This is a genomic window from Serratia nevei, assembly GCF_024160145.1.
GTDB classification, from domain to species: domain Bacteria; phylum Pseudomonadota; class Gammaproteobacteria; order Enterobacterales; family Enterobacteriaceae; genus Serratia; species Serratia nevei_A.
Map to the genome: position 1 here is coordinate 1 of NZ_JAMYWQ010000031.1, position 16435 is coordinate 16435.

At 59.5% G+C, this 16435-nt stretch carries 14 protein-coding genes; 7 read left to right on the top strand and 7 right to left on the bottom strand.

The annotated features are described in order from the left end of the window. Positions 1 to 157: 157 nt before the first annotated feature. The 6 genes from glpD to ulaG form a co-directional block, all read right to left on the bottom strand. Positions 158 to 1666 carry a glycerol-3-phosphate dehydrogenase gene (gene glpD / locus M6G53_RS18830; RefSeq protein ID WP_253333701.1) on the bottom strand — a complete coding sequence of 503 codons (1509 nt, stop codon included), beginning with the start codon at positions 1664 to 1666 and terminating at the stop codon, positions 158 to 160. Between the two features lie 244 nt (positions 1667 to 1910). After that, positions 1911 to 2669 carry a DeoR/GlpR family transcriptional regulator gene (locus M6G53_RS18835; protein ID WP_004930797.1) on the bottom strand — a complete coding sequence of 253 codons (759 nt, stop codon included), beginning with the start codon at positions 2667 to 2669 and terminating at the stop codon, positions 1911 to 1913. Positions 2670 to 2719: 50 nt separating this feature from the next. Next, on the bottom strand, positions 2720 to 3556 hold the full coding sequence (gene glpG, locus M6G53_RS18840; RefSeq protein ID WP_253333704.1) for a rhomboid family intramembrane serine protease GlpG: 837 nt from the start codon (positions 3554 to 3556) through the stop codon (positions 2720 to 2722). A 171-nt stretch (positions 3557 to 3727) separates the two neighbouring features. Beyond that, a complete protein-coding gene (gene glpE, locus M6G53_RS18845; RefSeq protein ID WP_004930790.1) occupies positions 3728 to 4054 on the bottom strand; it encodes a thiosulfate sulfurtransferase GlpE in 327 nt (108 codons plus the stop codon). 84 nt (positions 4055 to 4138) lie between these two features. Beyond that, entirely contained in the window at positions 4139 to 4894 is a 756-nt protein-coding gene (gene ulaR, locus M6G53_RS18850; protein WP_253333706.1) for an HTH-type transcriptional regulator UlaR, read from the bottom strand. 112 nt (positions 4895 to 5006) lie between these two features. After that, positions 5007 to 6071 carry an L-ascorbate 6-phosphate lactonase gene (gene ulaG / locus M6G53_RS18855; RefSeq protein WP_253333708.1) on the bottom strand — a complete coding sequence of 355 codons (1065 nt, stop codon included), beginning with the start codon at positions 6069 to 6071 and terminating at the stop codon, positions 5007 to 5009. 354 nt (positions 6072 to 6425) lie between these two features. Between ulaG and ulaA the strand changes: the two genes are divergently transcribed. From ulaA to M6G53_RS18885, 6 genes are read left to right on the top strand one after another with little or no spacing between them, the layout of a single operon-like run. Next, positions 6426 to 7823 (top strand): PTS ascorbate transporter subunit IIC, encoded by a 1398-nt coding sequence (ulaA, locus tag M6G53_RS18860; protein ID WP_253333709.1) that lies wholly within the window; start codon positions 6426 to 6428, stop codon positions 7821 to 7823. A 14-nt stretch (positions 7824 to 7837) separates the two neighbouring features. After that, positions 7838 to 8146 carry a PTS ascorbate transporter subunit IIB gene (gene ulaB, locus M6G53_RS18865; protein WP_047729673.1) on the top strand — a complete coding sequence of 103 codons (309 nt, stop codon included), beginning with the start codon at positions 7838 to 7840 and terminating at the stop codon, positions 8144 to 8146. 10 nt (positions 8147 to 8156) lie between these two features. Beyond that, the gene (ulaC, locus tag M6G53_RS18870; RefSeq protein ID WP_047729674.1) at positions 8157 to 8627 is read left to right on the top strand and encodes a PTS ascorbate transporter subunit IIA; all 471 of its coding nucleotides are present in this window, start codon (positions 8157 to 8159) and stop codon (positions 8625 to 8627) included. Between the two features lie 12 nt (positions 8628 to 8639). Further along, a complete protein-coding gene (locus tag M6G53_RS18875; RefSeq protein WP_253333711.1) occupies positions 8640 to 9296 on the top strand; it encodes a 3-keto-L-gulonate-6-phosphate decarboxylase UlaD in 657 nt (218 codons plus the stop codon). A gap of 9 nt (positions 9297 to 9305) precedes the next feature. Beyond that, positions 9306 to 10160 (top strand): L-ribulose-5-phosphate 3-epimerase, encoded by an 855-nt coding sequence (locus tag M6G53_RS18880; RefSeq protein ID WP_253333713.1) that lies wholly within the window; start codon positions 9306 to 9308, stop codon positions 10158 to 10160. A 4-nt stretch (positions 10161 to 10164) separates the two neighbouring features. Then, a complete protein-coding gene (locus M6G53_RS18885; RefSeq protein WP_253333769.1) occupies positions 10165 to 10851 on the top strand; it encodes an L-ribulose-5-phosphate 4-epimerase in 687 nt (228 codons plus the stop codon). Between the two features lie 3 nt (positions 10852 to 10854). On the opposite strand, the gene malT is transcribed toward M6G53_RS18885, so the two are convergent. Continuing rightward, positions 10855 to 13569: an HTH-type transcriptional regulator MalT gene (malT, locus tag M6G53_RS18890; protein ID WP_253333715.1), complete on the bottom strand. Its 2715-nt coding sequence runs from the start codon at positions 13567 to 13569 to the stop codon at positions 10855 to 10857. 460 nt (positions 13570 to 14029) lie between these two features. Here malT and malP point away from each other — a divergent pair, with 460 nt between their 5' ends. After that, a complete protein-coding gene (gene malP, locus M6G53_RS18895; RefSeq protein WP_253333717.1) occupies positions 14030 to 16435 on the top strand; it encodes a maltodextrin phosphorylase in 2406 nt (801 codons plus the stop codon).

Genomic DNA, 16435 nt, shown 5'->3' on the forward strand with positions numbered 1-16435 from the left:
TGTGCAGTATTGGATAAAAACATAGCTATCTCCCGCCGATAATTTTCATATCAGATCGGGAACAGGTGAAAAGATTCAAAAAAATCCCCAGACAACTGACCTGGGGATTTGTGTAGAAGAGACAGGGATAACCGGCCCTTGTTCGTTACGCTACGGCTCAGGAAGCCAGAGACAGCGATTTCGTTTTCGCGTGTTCCGCCAGCCAGGCCTTCACTCGTGCCTGCTGCGCTTCATCCAGCCACATACCCAGCTTGGTGCGGCGCCAGATGGCGTCATCCAGCTCAACGACCCACTCTTTCTCGGTCAGGTAGCGCAGCTCGGCTGCATACAGACCGTGGCCGAAATCCTCGCCCAGATCGCCGAGGCTGTTGGCGCCGGCCAGGATCAGCTCGCTCTGGCTGCCGTAGGTGCGGGCATAGCGGCGCGCCAGCGCTTCCGGCAACCAGCCGTGCGCACGGCGCAGTTTAGCCGCGTAGCCGTCGCGATCGCCGTTGATGTCACCGCCCGGCAGGATGGCGTTTTTGGTCCACGCTGGGCCGCAGCCTGGGTAGTAGTGGGCCAGTTTTTCCATCGCGTGCTCGGCCAGCTTGCGGTAGGTGGTCAGCTTGCCGCCGAAGACCGACAGCAGCGGCGCCTGACCTTGCTCGTCGTGCACGTCCAGCGTGTAATCGCGGGTGATCGCCTGCGGTGAATCGGATTCGTCGTCGCACAGCGGACGCACGCCGGAGTAAGTCCAGACGATGTCGTCGCGGCCCAGCTGCTTCTTGAAGTGATCGTTGTACACTTTCAGCAGATAGGCGATTTCGTTTTCGTCGATCTTCACGTCCTTCGGATCGCCTTTGTACTCCACGTCGGTGGTGCCGATGATGGAGAACTCGTCATTCCACGGGATCACGAACACGATGCGGTGGTCTTCGTTCTGCAGAATGTAAGACTGTGGCTGATCGTGCACGCGCGGCACCACGATGTGGCTGCCTTTGATCAGGCGGATGCCGTAAGGCGATTTCAGCTTCAGGCCGTCGTCGAAGAAGTTTTTCACCCACGGGCCGGTAGCGTTCACCAGGCCTTTGGCGCGCCAGGTGAAGGTTTTGCCGCTGTCGATATCGACCGCTTCCACCATCCACAGGCCGTTTTCACGCCATGCGCGGGTCACTTTGGTGCGGGTACGCACTTCGCCGCCGCGTTTTTCCACTTCCTGCGCGTTCAGCACCACCAGGCGAGCATCGTCGACCCAGCAGTCGGAATATTCGAAACCGCGCTTCAGTTCAGGTTTGAGGACCGACTCTGGTCCAAAGCGCAAGCCCTTGCTGCCCGGCAGGCTGGTGCGTTTGCCCAGGTGATCGTACAGGAACAGGCCGATACGGATCATCCAGGCCGGGCGCAGGTGCGGCTGGTGCGGCAGGCGGAAACGCATCGGGAACGCGATGTGCGGCGCCAGCTTCAGCAGCACTTCACGCTCGGCCAGCGCTTCGCTCACCAGACGGAATTCGTAGTGTTCCAGGTAGCGCAGGCCACCGTGGATCAGTTTGGAACTGGCGGAAGACGTAGCACAGGCCAAGTCTTGCGCTTCCAGTAGCAGTACCGACAGCCCGCGCCCGGCAGCATCCGCCGCGATGCCGGCACCGTTGATGCCGCCACCGATAACGATCAAGTCTTTGGTTTCCACGTCATCTTCCTCCAGATGTTCGAAATAGCTCTTTCATGTTCGTTTTCGCTCATGATTGTAATCAAAAACCAACAGGCAAGCCAAGACTTAACCAAACAAAAACATTTAGGCGTGATAGAGGTAACAGTTTGGTGATGATAGTCACACAAATGACATGGGTATGCGCGAGCGCGCCAACGGCGGCCGGTGAGGCGAGTGGGGGCGTGAAACGGGGCGGCGGCGCGCCCCGCAGGTTAACAGCGGATCAGCACAGCTCCAGCTGCACGTCGTACTGCTCGATGATTTTCATCACGCTCGGCGGCGGCAGCTGATCGGTAAACAGGTAGTCGATCAGATTCATGTTGCCCAGGTTGACCATGGCGTTGCGGCCGAATTTGGAGTGGTCGGTGACCAGCATCACGCAGCGGGAATTTTCGATGATCGCGCGTTTGGTACGCACTTCGTGATAGTCGAATTCGAGCAGCGAGCCGTCCATATCGATGCCGCTGATGCCGAGAATGCCGTAATCGAGGCGGAATTGGGAGATGAAGTCCAGGGTGGCTTCGCCCATGATGCCGCCGTCGCGGGTGCGCACTTCGCCCCCGGCCAGGATCAGGCGGAAGTCTTCCTTGGCGGTCAGCAGGGTGGCGACGTTGAGGTTGTTGGTGACCACGCGCAGGTTCTTGTGGTTCATCAGCGCATGGGCCACCGCTTCCGGCGTGGTGCCGATATCGATGAACAGCGTGGCGCCGTCCGGGATCTGGCTGGCGACGCGCTGCGCGATGCGGGCTTTCTCTTCCGACCACATCACCTTGCGATCGTTATAGGCAGCGTTGACCGAGCTGGAAGGCAGCGCCGCACCGCCGTGGTGACGCTGGATCTTGTTCTGGTCGGCCAGGTCATTCAAATCGCGGCGAATCGTTTGCGGGCTGACGTCAAAATGTTCGACCAGCTCTTCCGTGCTGACGTAACCCTGCAGGCGCACCAGCTCGATAATTGCGTCATGACGCTGTGTTTGCTTCACGATAATCCCCTAAAACGCCCGCTATGCCCGCTGGGCACAGCTCCCGGCTGTTATTGTTCGTTGTGTGCGCGATGACGCGTATCCCAAAATGCCATCAATAACCCTAACACTAAACCGGCTACGTGTGCCGCGTTGGCGATCGACATTCCTAAAATATCGAAATATCCGGCCACCAGCCACAGCACCGAGAACACCATCAGGCCGCGTGGCAGCATCAGGCCGCGCTCCGGTGCGCGTTCGCCCGTCAGCCACACATAGCCCATCAGCGCATAGACCACGCCCGACAGCCCGCCGAACAGCGCGCCGCTGAACAGCGATTGCGCCCAGCCGCTGAAGAAGGCCGACACCACCGCCAGCACGAACAGCTTGCCGGCGCCGAGTCGTTTTTCCATCTGGCCGCCGAGATACCACCACCACATCAGGTTAAACAGAATATGCAGCAGGGAGAAGTGCAGGAACGCATGGCTGACCCAGCGCCACAGCTGCGTGTATTGGCTGCTGTCTTGCGGCCAGGAGAGCCAGTACATCACGGTGTCGTCGCCCAGCGCCTGCATCAGAATATAGACCGCGATGCACAGCACCATCACGCCGAGCGTCAGCGGCCCGGCCTTGCTGCGCAGGGTGTGCAGGTAGGATTCGCTCTGATAATGCAGGCCGGCGTCGGTATGGCCGGTCTGCCAGCTGGCGGCCTGATAACGGCGGTTGAGCGGATCGACCAGAAACTGCTGCAGCTCGTGTTGCACCTGATCGAGGTGACCGTCGTCGGCCAGCCAGATTTCCGCCGCCTCGCCGCTGTTGCGCAGCTCAAGCCGGATGCCCTGAGTCGCCATATAGTCGACAAAGGCCAGCGCCAGGCGCGGGTTGGATATGGCGATTACTCTAACCATTGCTCTTCCGTCGTAAGTGAATGATTTTGGCCGCGGCTTGCTCGCCGGCGACCCTGACGGCCGATTATAGCGTCGAAATCCTGAGCGCTGGCAAACGGATCTGCGAAAAACCCGCGAAAACGCGCACAAAAATGAAGGGGAAGCCCGCCGGCGCACGGCGGGCGGAGGGAATCAGGCAGAGGTTTCCACGTCTTGCGGGTACTGGCGGGCCCAGGCTTCGAAGCCGCCGTCGATGCTGTAGACCGCGTCGAACCCCTGGTGCAGCAGGTATTGCGCCGCGCTGCGGCTGCTGTTGCCGTGGTAGCACATCACCATCACCGGCCGCTCGAAGTCGTTTTGCTGCATAAAGGCCGACAGGGTGGCGTTGGTGAGGTGAAAGGCGCCCGGCGTATGCCCGGCTTCAAAACTTTGCGGATCGCGGATGTCGACCAGGGCGGCGCTGCCCTCTTTCCAGCGGGTGTACGCCTGCTCAACGTTGATCGCTTCGAACTGTTCCATACTGCTGACTGCCTCGTAATTGGGGGACGCCGCTATTGTAACCAACTCTGCGGCGTTTAAGACCAGATCAAGGATGTGGTTTTGTCACACCAGCAGTACTTCAACGCCTTGTTGACGCAGTTGCTCAACGATCGCCGGATCGGCGGCCCGGCCAGTGATCACCATGGCGATTTGCTCGGTGCGGCTAAACAGCATGCCGGCGCGTTGGCCGACTTTACTGCTGTCAACCAGCACCACCAGTTTACCGACGTAGTTGAGCATCTTTTGCTCCGCCATGGCGGTCAGCATATCCGTTTTATACAAACCCTCGGCGGTAAGGCCGATACCGCTGGTGAACATCCAGTGCCCGGCGTACAGCGTCGCGTCGCCGTCCTGAGGCGCCAGGGTAATCGACTGAGTCTTGTTGTACTGGCCACCCATGATCACCACGCTGTCATGATCCTGTTCGATCAGATAGTTGGCCAGCGGCAGGTAGTTGGTGATCACCTGAACCGGCTTGCCGCAAATCTCACGCCCCAGCAGAAATGCGGTAGAACCGCAGTTGATCACCACGCTTTCGCCCGGCTGACAGAGTTGCGCCGCCGCTGCCGCGATGCGCATTTTTTCGTCGAGATGCTGGGTCTGGTGGATGTTAAGCGGCGTCCAGGCCGGACGCGGGGTTTGCGTGGCTTCGGCGCCGTTGCGCACTTTGCGCAATTTGCCAATTTCATTCAGTTTGTTGATGTCCCGGCGCGCGGTGGCCGGAGAGATGTCAAACGCCGCGATCACGTCCGCCACGGAGATTTGCCTCTTGCGCTGCAAGAGATCGAGAATGGCATTGTGGCGTTGGGACTCTGTCATGCGGGCTCCATCAGGGTGAGAAGAACGTCGTTGCCTTCGATTATATGCGCGCCGTTTGACGATTTGAATCATTGCCGTTCAAAAGCGCGCATCAATATGCAACACCGGTTGATTACAAGAAAGACTTGAAGGGCAAGTCGGGTTCCTGGGTGAAACAATCATCGAACCCACGCGGATAGTGATATTCCAGATTGTCTTTGTCCTGTGGCCAGATGAACTTGCCGCCAACTTGCCAGATAAACGGTTTGAAACCGTACTTGAGCCGGTCCTTTTTCATGTCCCATAACACGCGGATCTCCTGAGGGTCTGCCTGGAAATTCGACCAAATATCGTGGTGGAAGGGGATCACGACCTGGGCGTTCAACGACTCCGCCATACGCAAGATGTCGGCACTGGTCATCTTGTCGGTAATGCCGCGTGGGTTCTCGCCGTAGGAGCCGAGGGCGACATCAATGTGGTGATCGTTGCCGTGCTTGGCGTAATAGTTGGAGTAGTGAGAATCGCCGCTGTGATAAAGGTTGCCGCCCGGTGTTTTGAACAGGTAATTGACCGCACGCAGGTCCATGCCGTCCGGCAGAACGCCCGCCGCTTTTTGTTCCACCGGCAATGTGATGAGTGCCGTGCGATCGAAGGCGTCCAGCGCATGAATTTCAATGTCTTTGATTTTTATCACGTCGCCAGGTTTGACGGTGATGCAGCGCGCCGGCGGCACGCCCCAGCCGATCCAGATATCCACGCAGCTTTTCGGCCCGATAAACGGGACGGTGTCTGGACAGTTCTGCAGCACTGCCGCCGCGACGTTCACATCGATATGGTCATTGTGATCGTGAGTGGCCAAGACGGCGTCGAGCTGGGTAATGGCGAACGGATCGAGCACGAATGGGGTGGTGCGCAGGTTCGGTTGCAGCTTCCGCACCCCGGCCATGCGCTGCATTTGGTGGCCGGTTTTCATCAGCGGGTTGCCGTGGCTTTGCTTGCCGGTGCCGCACCAGAAATCGACGCACAGGTTGGCGCCTTCTTCGGACTTGAGCCAGATGCCGGTGCAGCCCAGCCACCACATGGCGAAGGTGCCGGGCGCGACGTTCTCCTGCTCTATCTCTTCGTTCAGCCAGGTGCCCCATTCGGGAAAGGTGTTCAATATCCAGGACTCGCGGGTGATGTCGTTGACTTTACTCATGGGTCTTTCCTCGTTGGTGGTGATAATAAAATCACAAATAATCATTTAAAGATTTTATGTGATTTATCTTGATCGAATCTAGCACCGTTTTTTTCAACTGACAACGATCTTAATTCACGTTAACGCCGCCTTATTCGCGTATGGCGCTGCCCTTGGCTCTTATGTTTCTCCAGGTTACTGCTATTAAATTCAATGGGTAATAAAATGTGCGTTGCCTAATTCATTGAATGTTAGTGGAATTGATTTTTAACTTGCGAGGTTGTTCACAAATAATCATTTATGATCTTTTTGTGATTTATTGTGATTGGTATGGTGAGGGCGTTACCTGCATGCCAACCTTTTCGGGAGAGCCGTATGGAAACTCTTTACACCATCTTCACCGTCTTTTTTAACCAGGTGATGACCAATGCACCGCTGCTGTTGGGGTTGGTTACGCTGTTGGGTTACACGTTGCTGCGCAAAAGTGCGGCGGTCATTATCAAAGGCACGATCAAGACCATTATCGGTTTCATGCTATTGCAGGCCGGCTCCGGCATCCTGACCGGCACGTTCAAACCCGTTGTGGCGAAGTTGTCCGAGGTCTACGGCATCAACGGGGCGATTTCGGACACCTATGCTTCGATGATGGCCACCATCGAACGTATGGGGGACGCCTACAGCTGGGTCGGCTACGCGGTATTGCTGGCATTGGCGCTGAACATTCTCTACGTACTGCTGCGGCGTATTACCGGTATTCGTACCATTATGCTCACCGGCCACATCATGTTTCAGCAGGTTGGGCTGATCGCGGTATTTTTCTACATTCTGGGTTACGGCATGTGGACGACGGTATTGTGCAGCGCGCTCTTGGCTTCACTGTACTGGGGCATCACCTCCAACATGATGTTCAAACCGACGCAGGCGGTAACGGAAAACAGCGGTTTCTCGATCGGGCACCAACAGCAGTTCGCTTCGTGGTTGGCATACAAGGCCGCACCGTATCTCGGTAAAAAAGAGGACAGCGTGGAAGATCTGAAGCTGCCCGGGTGGCTGAACATTTTCCATGACAACATCGTGTCCACCGCCATCGTGATGACGCTGTTTTTCGGCATCATTCTGTGCTCGTTCGGCTTGGACACTCTGCAGGCGATGGCCGGTAAAACTCACTGGAGCATCTATATCCTGCAAACCGGGCTGATGTTTGCGGTGGCGATTTTCATCATCGTGCAGGGCGTGCGCATGTTCGTCGCCGAATTGACCGAGGCCTTTAACGGTATTTCCCAACGTCTGATCCCCGGCGCGGTACTGGCCATCGACTGTGCCGCCATTTATAGCTTCGCGCCCAACGCCGTGGTGTGGGGTTTTATGTGGGGCACCATCGGCCAACTGATCGCCGTCGGCATACTGTTAGCGCTCGGCTCTTCCATCATGATTATTCCCGGTTTCATTCCCATGTTCTTTTCTAACGCCACCATCGGCGTATTCGCTAACCACTTTGGTGGCTGGCGCGCGGCGATGAAGATCTGTCTGGTGATGGGAATGATAGAGATCTTCGGCTGCGTGTGGGCTATCAAGCTGACCGGGCTAAGCGCCTGGATGGGCATGGCGGACTGGTCGATTCTGGCGCCGCCGCTGATGCAGGGGCTGAGTCTGGGCCTGTGGTTTATGGGGGGGGTGATCATTATCGCCCTGCTGTACATGTTCTTCGCCGGACGCACCCTGCGTGCGGAAGAAGATGCTGAAAAACAATCTGTTGAATCGGCGTCACGTTAATAGGAGTGCAGATTATGACGGTACGAATCCTGGCGGTATGCGGTTGCGGACAAGGCAGTTCCATGATCATGAAAATGAAAGTCGACCAATTTCTAACGCAGCAAGGCGTGGATCATTCGGTCAACAGCTGTGCGGTGGGGGAATACAAATCCGAGTTGAATGGGGCTGACATCATCATTGCTTCCACCCATGTCGCGGATGAAATCGTCGTCAGCGGCAACAAATACGTGGTTGGGGTACGCAATATGCTCTCGGCGGCGGACTTCGGCCCGAAGCTGATGGACGTCATCGGCGCGCATTTTCCGCAAGATTTGAAGCAGTGAGGAGTGAGTGATGAAGCTGAGCGATTCGTTGGCGCAGAATAACGCTATCCAACTGCAGGCGGAGGCTGCCGACTGGCGCCAGGCGGTGCGACTGGGGGTCGATCTGCTGGTGGCCGCCGGCGTGGTGGAACCACGCTATTTTGACGCCATTTTGGCCGGCGTCGAACGGCACGGCCCTTACTTCGTGCTGGCGCCGGGCCTGGCGATGCCGCACGGCCGGCCGGAGGAAGGGGTGCTGAAAACCGGCTTCGCCTTGGTCACCCTGAAGACGCCGGTGTGTTTCGGCGATGAGGACAACGATCCGATAGACATCTTGATCACCATGGCGGCGGTGGACGCCAAAACGCATCAGGAGGTGGGGATCATGCAGGTGGTGAACCTGTTTGAAGATGAGGCGAATTTCGATCGCTTGCGGGCCTGTCGCCACGCGAGCGAGGTATTGGCGTTGATCGACAAAACGTCTACGGCGGCGGCGAATTGAAGGAGACAACCAATGAACACGCATTTACCGATGTTGCAGGTGGCGCTGGATAATCTGTCCATGGCTGCGGCTTACGACACGACTCGCCTGATCGCGGCCGAAGTCGACATCATCGAAGTCGGCACTATTTTGTGCGTGGCGGAAGGCGTGCGAGCCGTGCGCGATTTAAAAGCGCTGTATCCGGATCGCATCGTGTTGGCGGACGCAAAAATCGCCGATGCGGGTCAGATTTTGGCGCGAATGTGCTTCGAGGCGAATGCCGATTGGATCACGGTGATCTGCTGCGCCGATATCAATACGGCCAAGGGAGCCCTGCAGGTGGCACATGAGTTCGGTGGTGACGTGCAGATAGAACTGACGGGGTTCTGGACCTGGGAACAGGCGCAGGCGTGGCGTGAAGCGGGAATTGGCCAGGTGGTGTATCACCGCAGCCGTGACGCGCAGGCGGCGGGAGTATCCTGGAGCGATGACGATATCCGCGCGGTTCGTCGCCTGAGCGAGATGGGTTTTAAGGTGACGGTCACCGGCGGACTGGCGCTGGAGGATTTGCCTCTGTTCCAAGGTATTCCCATCCATGTCTTTATCGCCGGGCGCAGCATTCGCGATGCCGCCGATCCGGTCGCGGCGGCGCGGGAATTTAAACGTGTCATCGCCCAGCGGTGGGGCTGAGGAGCGGTTATGTTGCACAAATCCGTGCCGTTGGGCATCTATGAGAAAGCGTTGCCGCCGGGCGAGGACTGGCTGACGCGCCTGCAACTGGCGGGGGAGTTGGGATTCGATTTCGTTGAAATGTCGATCGATGAAAGCGACGGCCGCCTGGCGCGGCTGGACTGGAGCGCTGAACAGCGGCTCGCGTTGGTTAGCGCCGTTGCGGCGAGCGGTGTGCGCGTCCCTTCTTTATGCCTTAGCGCCCACCGGCGTTTTCCGTTGGGCAGTGAAGACGACGCGACGCGCGAACGGGGACTGGAGATCGTGCGAAAAGCTATTCGGCTGGCGCAGGATACCGGCATCCGGGTGATCCAACTGGCCGGGTATGACGTTTATTACCCGCAGTCTACTGCGCAGACCCGCGCGCGGTTCCGCGCTGGATTGGTGCAGGCGGTAGCGATGGCCAGCCGCGCGCAGGTGATGCTGGCGATGGAAATCATGGACTATCCGCTGATGAACTCGATCAGCAAGGCGCTGGGCTATGCCCACTACCTGAATAACCCGTGGTTTCAGCTGTACCCGGATATCGGCAACTTGTCTGCCTGGGACAACGATGTGCCGATGGAGCTCATGGCCGGGCGCGGACATATCGTTGCGGTACACGTTAAGGATACGCGGCCGGGGGAGTTTAAGAATGTGCCGTTCGGCGCGGGCGTGGTGGATTTCGTATGCTGTTTCGAAACGCTGTTGCAGAGCGGCTATCGTGGCCCCTATCTGCTCGAGATGTGGAGCGAGAAAGCGAACGATCCGCTGCGGGCGGTGCGGGAGGCGCGTGCCTGGGTGGTTGAACGCATGGCCGAGGCCGGGTTGGAAATAAGGAGGTAGCATGCTGGAGCAACTGAAAAGTCAGGTGTACCGAGCCAATATGGCGTTGCCTGAGCACGGGCTGGTGACCTATACCTGGGGCAATGTCAGCGGCATCGATCGGGCCAGTGGGCTGGTGGTGATCAAACCCAGCGGCGTACCTTATGAAACGATGCGTGCTGAGGATATGGTGGTGGTGAATGCGCGAGGTGAGATTGTTGAGGGGCAACTGCGGCCTTCGTCCGATACGCCGACGCATTTGGCGCTGTACCGGGCGTTCCCTCAACTCGGCGGTGTGGTGCATACGCACTCCACCCATGCCACCGCCTGGGCGCAGGCGGGGGAAGCGATACCGGTGCTCGGCACCACCCACGCCGACTATTTTTCCGGCGATATTCCTTGTACCCGCGGGCTGACGGCAGAAGAGGTGGTGCGGGAATATGAGCTGAACACCGGTCGGGTGATTATCGAAACCCTGAAAGGGCGTGAACCGTTGCACATTCCCGGTATCCTGGCGTATCAGCATGGCCCGTTCAGTTGGGGAAGGACGCCGGATGAGGCGGTGCATAACGCCGTGGTGCTGGAGGCAGTGGCGAAAATGGCGTGGATCAGCCGGGATATTAACCCCGGCCTAAGGCGGATCGATGACTATCTGCTGGAAAAGCATTTCAGCCGCAAACATGGCGCCGGCGCCTATTACGGCCAGCGCTGACTCTCAGGCACCGTACCCCATCATCTTCAACAGCTGCTGCGCCTGCTGCACCGCTTCCTGGCGATGGGCCACGCCGAGCTTCTGGTACAGGTTGCGGATGTGCGTCTTGATGGTGGTGGCCGCCACGTCCAGTTCGCCGGCGATCTGGTCGTTGCTGTAGCCGGAATAGATCAGCCCCAGCACCTGCCATTCGCGCTGGGTGAGCGGGCTGGTGCGGATCAGCTCCGGCACCTGCGGATGGGTCAGCAGCTTATCGACGAAGTTCTCGTCAAAATGCGCGAACTTGTGCCGATGATGCTGGTTGATGTCGCGCAGGATGCGCTGGGCGCGATGCTGTTCCAGCTCCGGCAGCGTGTTGAGCTGGATCAGCTGGCGCAGCTGCTGCGCCATCGCTTCGCCCTCGATGACGAAATGGCTGATAAAGCCGGTGCGGTTGGCCAGCGACAGCGCTTCGATCAGCGCCTGCTGGGCTTCGCCCTTGCGCTCTTGCAGCCAGTACAGCTGGTTGCTGAGCAGCAGGTTGCGGTTGAGATCGCTCACCAGCCGCAGGCGGCGGGCGTTCTCGTTCAGCTCATCCAGCACCACGCCGGCCTCGTCATACTGACCGAGCAGGATCTGCACCCGCGCGATATTGCGCCACTGGCCCTGGGTGAAGTGGTTGTCCGCCATGCCGGGCTTTTCGGTGTGGCGCAGCCACTGGGCGGCGGCAGCGGTGTCGCCGGTCATCTGCCAGTGGATCACCCGCGACTTGTCGGTGTTGGTCAGCCAGTCGCGATGGTAGTGGGCACCGTGCAGCAGGGTTTCGCAGCGCTGCAGATGGGTATTGGCATTGTCCAGATCGCCGCGCGCCAGCGAGCATTTGGCCAGCATGGCGATGCACTGCAGCTGCTGTTGCGGCTGGTAGTTCGCCAGGATTTTCAGCCCGGTGCGCGCCGCGTCTTCCGCCTCGTCCAGCCGCGACCATGACCACAGGATCTGCGCGCGAATGCGCAGCAGGAACTCGTGCATCGGCAGCTGTTCCAGGTGCTGTTCGCGGATCAGTTCGAACGCCTTGTCCTGGGTTTCGTAAGCGGCCTGCAGGAAGCCTTGGGCGATGAGGATTTCGCTCTGCTGCAGCAGCGCCCAGAGCGCGTAATGGTTGGCCTGATGGCGACGCGCCATCTGCTCGGTTTGCTGCATCATCGGCAGCGCGCGCGCCAGCTCCCCCTTGCAGTGGTGCACTTCGCCGGTCACCGAGGTGGCGACGATGCGGCTGTAGTAACTGGACAGCGGCAGGAATTTCAACGCTTCGGTTGCCAGCCGCTCGGCCTCTTCCGGTTTGCCGGCGTTGATCGCCACCTGGGCGCGCAGGGCGTCGAATTCGGCGTGCAGCGTTTGGTCTATCTCGATTTTCTGTTCGCGCATGGTGCGCTCGGCGCGCGCCAGCAGGGTGTTGACCTCGCCGTAGCGGTGCTGGCTCTGCGCCAGCCAGGCCTGAAGCAGCGCCAGCTTGGGGTTCTGGATCAGGCGCTCATAGGGCAGCGCGTTGAGGCACTCTTCCAGCAAGGCCAGTTCGCTGTGGTGGAACAGCGACCAGGCGTGTTGCAGCAGGATATCGCGCAGCATGCTGACGTCGCTGGCCGCCAGCGCATGGTGAATGGCCTCTGCCGGATATCCCAGCGCCAGCCAGCCTTCGGCGGCGGCGCGGTGCAACCCCGGCAGCTCCAGCGCCAGTTCCCACTGGCAACGCTGGCGCAGGAAAGAGGCGAACAGCGGGTGGAAGTTGAACCATTCGCTGGTGTCGTCCATGCGGTGGATAAACAGCCCCTGGCGCTCCAACTCCTCCAGCCGTTGCTGGCCGTTGTCTTCGCCGGTCAGCCGCACGATCAGCGCGTCGTTCATCGAGCGCAGCACCGAGCAGCGCAACAGGAAGGCGCGCGCATCGGCATCGACGTGATCCAGCACTTCGTCCACCAGGTAGTCGGACAGGTGACTGGCGTTCAGCCCCGCCAGCCGCTTGGCCGACAGCTGGGCCGACGAGGCGGACTGACGGGCCGACAGCGCGATCAGCTGCAGTGCGGTGGCCCAGCCTTCGACTTCGTCGCACAGGCGGCTGCTGTCCTGCTGTTCCATCGGCGCCGTCAGGCGGCAGTCGAAGAACTGTTTGGCTTCCTGATGGGTAAACGCCAGTTGCTGCGTACCCATTTCCAGCAGCTGATCGCGCACCCGCAGATTGGCGATGCCGAGCGGCGGCAGGGTGCGCGAGAGCAGGATCAGCGTCAGGTTTTCCGGCTGATGGCGCAGGAAAAAGCGCATGGCCTGGTGGATGGCGTCGTTGGTGATCAGGTGATAGTCGTCGATCACCAGGTACAGCGGCTGGTGCCAGTCGGCCAGCTCGATAAACAGCTGGGCGAACAGCGCCGACAGGCTGGCGTACTGATGCTTCTGGCTCAGCGCCTCGCTCTTGACGCAGCGGCCGCCGCTGGCCTGCTGCAGCGCGGCGATCAGGTAGCTGGCGAAGCGCTCCGGCTGGTTGTCGCTCTCATCCAGCGAATACCAGCCCAGATCGGCCTTGCCGGCCGCCCACTGGGCGATCAGCGTGGTTTTCCCGTATCCCGCCGGGCAATTGACCAGTGTCAGGCGATAGTTGCCCGCGCTGGCCAGTTTGGCCAGCAGGCGATCGCGGATCACGGTATTTTGCAGCCGTACCGGGCGGCTCAGTTTTGATGGGATCAGCATAGTATTCCAGGGTATAAATCGCGGTTCCCGCCGGGATTGGAGTGGCGCTAATTATTTTATGGTTCGTAATTAATAGCTCCCCCTAACTTCTGCCAACCCTAAACGTATTGCAACAAGCTTCCGCATCGGCTTGGAGTTAAGTTGCTATCGATCACACTTTTTTACGTTTGGCGCCGGCGCGCGGCGATGCGGCTGTGAATCGCATTTCCGGCCATGGACAAAACTTCAGCAGTGCGAATACTTGTGCTAACGTCATGGTTAACGTTCTCAGTGCTCGCCGCACGTGGTGGCGGGCTTTTTTGCATCGTTGCAAGGGAGTCAAACAGTGCCTGAGATCACAATTCCAGCTACGCCCCAATCCTCCTCCCCAGCTAATCCCCAGGCGGGATGATGCCGTCAGGCTTTCTCACCGGCACGATAGCGGCAATTTGACCCACTTACTGGATAGAGAGTTTTCCTTATGTCACAGCCTACGCTCAAGAAGGATGCTTTTCTGGCGGCGCTTGCCCGCCAGTGGCAACGTTTCGGCCTCAGTTCCGCACAGCAGATGACGCAACATCAATGGTGGGAAGCCGTCAGTGCGGCGCTGGCCGAGCAGTTGGCCGCGCAGCCGGCGCCGCGCAAAAGCGCCAAACCGCTGCGCCACGTGAACTACATCTCGATGGAGTTTCTGATCGGCCGCTTGACGGCGAACAACCTGATCAACCTGGGCTGGTACGACACCGTCGAGCAGGCGCTGGCGGAACAGAACGTCAAGCTGGCGGATCTGCTGGAGCAGGAAACCGATCCGGCGCTGGGCAACGGCGGGCTGGGGCGTTTGGCGGCCTGTTTCCTCGATTCGATGGCGACGGTGGAACAACCGGCCACCGGCTATGGGCTGAACTACCAGTACGGGCTGTTCCGCCAGTCGTTCCAGGGCGGGCAGCAGCAAGAGGCGCCGGATAACTGGCAGCGCGAGAGCTACCCGTGGTTCCGCCACAACGCCGCGCTGGCGGTGGACGTGGGCATCGGCGGCAAGCTGGAAAAGCAGGCTGACGGCCGCGAACTGTGGCGCCCGGCCTTCACCCTGCGTGGCGAAGCCTGGGATCTGCCGGTGCTGGGGTATCGCAACGGCGTGGCGCAGCCGCTGCGCCTGTGGCAGGCGACCCATCAGCATCCGTTCAACCTGAGCGATTTCAACGACGGCAAATTCCTGCAGGCGGAGAAGCAGGGCGTAGAAGCCGACAAGCTGACCAAGGTGCTCTACCCGAACGACAACCATCAGGCCGGCAAGCGCCTGCGCCTGATGCAGCAGTATTTCCAGTGCGCCTGCTCGGTGGCGGACATTTTGCGCAAGCACCATCAGGCCGGCCGCAAGATTGAAGAGCTGCCGAAGTACGAAGTGATCCAGCTGAACGACACCCACCCGACCATTGCCATTCCGGAAATGCTGCGTATTCTGCTGGACGAACACCAGCTGGAGTGGGAGGCGGCCTGGGCGATCACCAGCAACACCTTCGCCTATACCAACCACACCCTGATGCCGGAAGCGCTGGAGTGCTGGGATGAAAAACTGGTGCGCAGCCTGCTGCCGCGCCATTTCTCCATCATCAAACAGATCAACGCCAGGTTCAAAAAGCAGGTGGATAAGCACTGGCCGGGCGACGAGGCGGTGTGGGCCAAACTGGCGGTGCATCACAACAAGCAGGTGCGCATGGCCAACCTGTGCGTGGTCAGCGGTTTTGCGGTCAACGGCGTGGCGCAGCTGCACTCGGATCTGGTGGTGAAGGATCTGTTCCCGGAATATCACCAGCTGTGGCCGAACAAATTCCATAACGTCACCAACGGCATCACGCCGCGCCGCTGGCTGAAACAGTGCAATCCGGCGCTGTCGGGCCTGATCGACGAGACGCTGAAGGTGGAGTGGGCGAACGATCTCGACGCGTTGCGCGGGCTGGAGAAATTCGCCGACGACGCGGCGTTCCGCCAGCGTTATCAGCAGATCAAACGCGACAACAAGGTGGCGCTGGCCAACTACGTGCACGGCGTGATGGGGCTGACGCTCGACCCGGACGCGATTTTCGACGTGCAGATCAAGCGTCTGCACGAGTACAAACGCCAGCACCTGAACCTGCTGCACATCCTGTCGCTGTATCGCCAGCTGCGCGACAACCCGAATCTGGACATCGTGCCGCGCGTCTTCCTGTTCGGCGCCAAGGCGGCGCCGGGCTACTACCTGGCGAAGAACATCATTTACGCGATCAACCAGGCGGCCGAGAAGATCAATAACGATCCGTTGGTGAAAGATCGCCTGAAAGTGGCGTTCATTCCCGACTACCGCGTGTCGGTGGCCGAACTGATGATCCCGGCGGCGGATATCTCCGAGCAGATCTCCACCGCCGGCAAAGAGGCCTCCGGCACCGGCAACATGAAGCTGGCGCTGAACGGCGCGCTGACGGTCGGCACGCTGGACGGCGCCAACGTCGAAATCGCCGAGCAGGTGGGCGAAGACAATATCTTTATCTTCGGCAATACCGTGGAGCAGGTGAAGGCGATACTGGCGAAGGGCTACGATCCGCTCAGCTACCGCAAGAAAGATAAGCACCTGAAGGCGATTTTGGACGAGCTGGCGAGCGGTGCGTTCAGCCACGGCGATAAGCACGCGTTCGACATGATGCTGCACAGCCTGCTGGAAGGCGGCGATCCCTATCTGGTGCTGGCGGACTTCGCCTCGTACTGCCAGGCGCAGCGCCGGATCGATGAACTGTATCGCGATCGGGACGAATGGACGCGGCGGACTATCCTTAACACCGCGCGCGTCGGCATGTTCAGCTCGGATCGCTCGATCCGCGATTACCAGCAGCGCATCTGGCAAGCCAAACGTTAA